The 3,316-nt window shown below is 37.3% G+C and carries 2 protein-coding genes; both read right to left on the bottom strand.

What is annotated here, in order from left to right; all coding sequences use genetic code 11:
• Positions 1-1,784, bottom strand: a 1,784-nt coding sequence (locus tag ABI367_RS10395; RefSeq protein WP_462231507.1) for a hypothetical protein, incomplete at its 3' end; no start/stop codon positions are given.
• Positions 1,784-3,220: a hypothetical protein gene (locus ABI367_RS10390; protein ID WP_462231505.1), complete on the bottom strand. Its 1,437-nt coding sequence runs from the start codon at positions 3,218-3,220 to the stop codon at positions 1,784-1,786. The genes ABI367_RS10395 and ABI367_RS10390, both read right to left, overlap by 1 nt.
• Positions 3,221-3,316: the final 96 nt, after the last annotated feature.

Genomic DNA, 3,316 nt, shown 5'->3' with positions numbered 1-3,316 from the left:
CGTTTTTGCTGTCTTTTTAATTTTCGCCCGGCCCGGCGCTCCTTGCGCATTTCTTTTTTAATTAAGCGGTTCTTTTTTTTCAGTTCCTTCTTGTCCATCAGCTCGGTAGTGGCACGCTCAACCCTGGCATTTAAACCCACACAAGGTTTTATACCCGCCAGTAATGTTTGCCAAATGGTTTTAAAAAACGGAAACTCCGCGGACCGTACATAACTTACGTTAACTGATCGCGGCACACCGCCCACGTTATCCGGGTTATCATGCTTTATAATAAATACATTGGCAAATAATGATTCGATAGTTTTGCGTTTAAGCACATCGTTCACGGTATCAGCTTTGAGTAGTTTTACTTTAAGGTTGTTATACAGCAAAGCCACATTACCCCCGACCCGCTTAACATCGCCTTTTATATCAAAGGTAAACTCCTTTAAAGTGCCTGAGGTGACTTTTACCATAGCCAGTGGCATAGTAGCCGGGTTAATAGCTTGCAGATCCATTGGTCCAACTTTACCTTTATAGCTGTAGGGTAGCGATTTATCGGTTAAATTAAAGGTAAAAAAAACACTTAATTTACCCCTATCCATAAAATTGGAGGTGATTTGTGCTGTGGCTATATTGTTTTTTTGCAGGGCGACTTTATTGGTGGTAACGTTTAGAAATTTACCGTGTATATTATTAAAAGTAATTGCACCCGCTTTATGCGATTTTGGGTTAAACTCGCCATATGTTACCTTGGTTCGGTTTACAAGCAGCGTATCAATTTTAATATCAAACGGTATTTTGTAAATAGCCATGTTAGGGAAGCTACTCGTCTTGTTTTTATGTTCGATGGGTTTGTTCGGGTTTGCAAAAATATCGAGGTTGCCACCATTGATCATAAAATTGGATGCGCGTAGCCGATGGTATTTATGATAAGCTAAAAAATCAAAATGATTAAGTTGTAATGAGTCTATACTTGCCCTAAAACGCTCTTTCCGGCTCTTTTTATAAAAATCGTTTTCAGGTTCTAACGCCAGGCCCTCTATATTTAATTGCGACTTATAGGTAGAGAGGGTTAATGAGTTAAAGGTATAAGTATATAAACCATCATTGGTTTTGCCTTTGTAATTATGCAGATTGGCAACAATATCCTTACAATATAAAAGCCTGGATGTGTCTTTTTGTGTGGCCGAATCAATAAGCAGGTCGTTGCCTTTTAAGTTCATTTCCTTTAATTCAGATACGGCGGGTTTAATGCCCGAACGGTCATCATACCTGAATTTAATATCATTTAATAAAATTTGCCCTACATGTACCAGGTGCAGGGTTTTATTGAGCTTTTGCCATAAAGTGCGGTTATCTGCAGGAATGGTATCAATAATAGGTTGATGACGTATATCAACATCAGGCGCACTAAATATGATCTGGTCAATATTAAGTATGTGCTTAAAGTATAACGCAAAAGGGTGTATATGCGATAAAACCAGGCGCTTTACATGCAGGCTCACCAAATTATCGGGCGCGCGGTGTTGCTTTTTGCGGCGGTTGTATACTGCCGTATCTGGTTTAAAATTAATATCATATAAAACTATTTTACCTTGTAATATATGCAACTTGGCGTCGGCAAAATCAACCGTATATAGGCTGTCGCTGCTGCTTGTAACGGCTATTTTTACTTTAGAAGCCAATATTGGCGACCAATATATATTTACCAGCAAAGCCAACAGTAATACTATAGCAACCACTATTGCTACGGTAATTAAAACAATTTTTTGCCAGGTATGCTTAATAAAATTTAAAGCCATTAGTTTTTTGTTTCCTGTTTGGTTTTTGTTTCAGCATCCTTTTTTGCCTGGCGCTTTTTTTGGCGTTCTTCTTTTCTAAGCTTTCGCTCTTCTTTAAATTTATTAAACTTATCAATAAGGTTACCAACTTTTGTTATAACTGTGTTAACTTTTCCTTCTGTTTTTTTATCAAAACCAACGCTTGGTTTCAGGCCATCAAGCAAGCCCATATATAAAAAGCTAAAAAATGATACCGTAGGTTCGCGTTTCAGCTCAATTGGCCCCGGCCTGAAGTTGCCTTTTTTATCAGGATTGTCATTTTCTATGATCAGTGCGTTGGCAATTTTTGATATCAACCCCTGGTTTTGTAGTCCGGGTTTACCATCAACTTTTTTAAGCAATTGCACATTAAGATTTTTATAATAAAATTCAAGCTTGCCCTTTCCGTTGTAATTGTTAGCGTTAACATTAAAAGTTAACCGTTCTACATCGGCAGACACCACATGCACCATAGCCAATGGTTTAACCAGTTTGTCTAACACCTTGCCGTCAAACTTTCCCAATGTGCCCGAGTAATTAAATGCGCCGTTTTTAGCTGTTAAGTTAAATTTAAAATTTACCTGTAAGGGGGCCACATCCATAAAGTGCGTATTTATACGTGCCACCATAAACTGATTTTTCTTTTTTATGGCATCATCATTAGTTACATTTAAAATATAGCCGTTGGTATTGCTAAAATTAATAACCCCTGTATAGCCGGATGTAGCATCCGTTTCCGCATACTGAATGTTGGTGTTTTTAATATTTAACCTATCCAATTTCATATCCAGTGCCACCTTCTGCAGTTCCTGATGTGGGTCCTTACCAATTTTACTGGTTTTTTTGCCCTTATAGTTGCTGTTGCTGTATATCTGTACATTGGCTTTGTTGATATTCATGGTGCTGGCATATAGTTTTTGATCGCGCAGAAAGCGTTGCAGGTCAATATCATTAATGCCTATCTGATTAAATTTTAAAGTGAATATATCCCCGCTTTTGCCTGTTTTCCGGTAAAAATCAGTGCGGTCATACCTGGGGGTTAGCGCAACCTTATCCAGTATAATTTTTCGTTCGGCGGTAGAGAAGTATACCTTGTTCAATTCTATATTATACAAACTATCAGGCGTTGCAATTTTATAATTATGCAGGGTAACCTCAATGCCTTTAGTATAATAAAATCGGTTGCTATCTAACGCCGAAAGCGAATCCACAACAATATTGGATATATTAATATCCAAATGCTTTAAAGCCGTTTGTTTGGTAACAGGGTTGCTTTTGTTAATATAGTTTACGCTAATATCTTTAAGAGATATAGAATCAATACGCAACCGCTTAAATACTTTTTTAATGATCTGGTAAGGAGTTTTTGGCTTGCCCACTTTTACCGTATCATTAAAATTTGAGTTGCAAAAATACATAAACTTTTAATATTGCGTGACAGATTGTCAGCAAATCAACAAAACAAGTATTTTAATGTTATAGTGTTACATTATGACGACAGAACCGGGTACCCC

This window comes from Mucilaginibacter sp., from assembly GCF_039935595.1.
In the GTDB taxonomy this organism is placed as follows: Bacteria; Bacteroidota; Bacteroidia; order Sphingobacteriales; family Sphingobacteriaceae; genus Mucilaginibacter.
The sequence above is the reverse complement of the archived record's forward strand: the minus strand, read 5'-3'. Positions and strand labels throughout refer to the sequence as shown.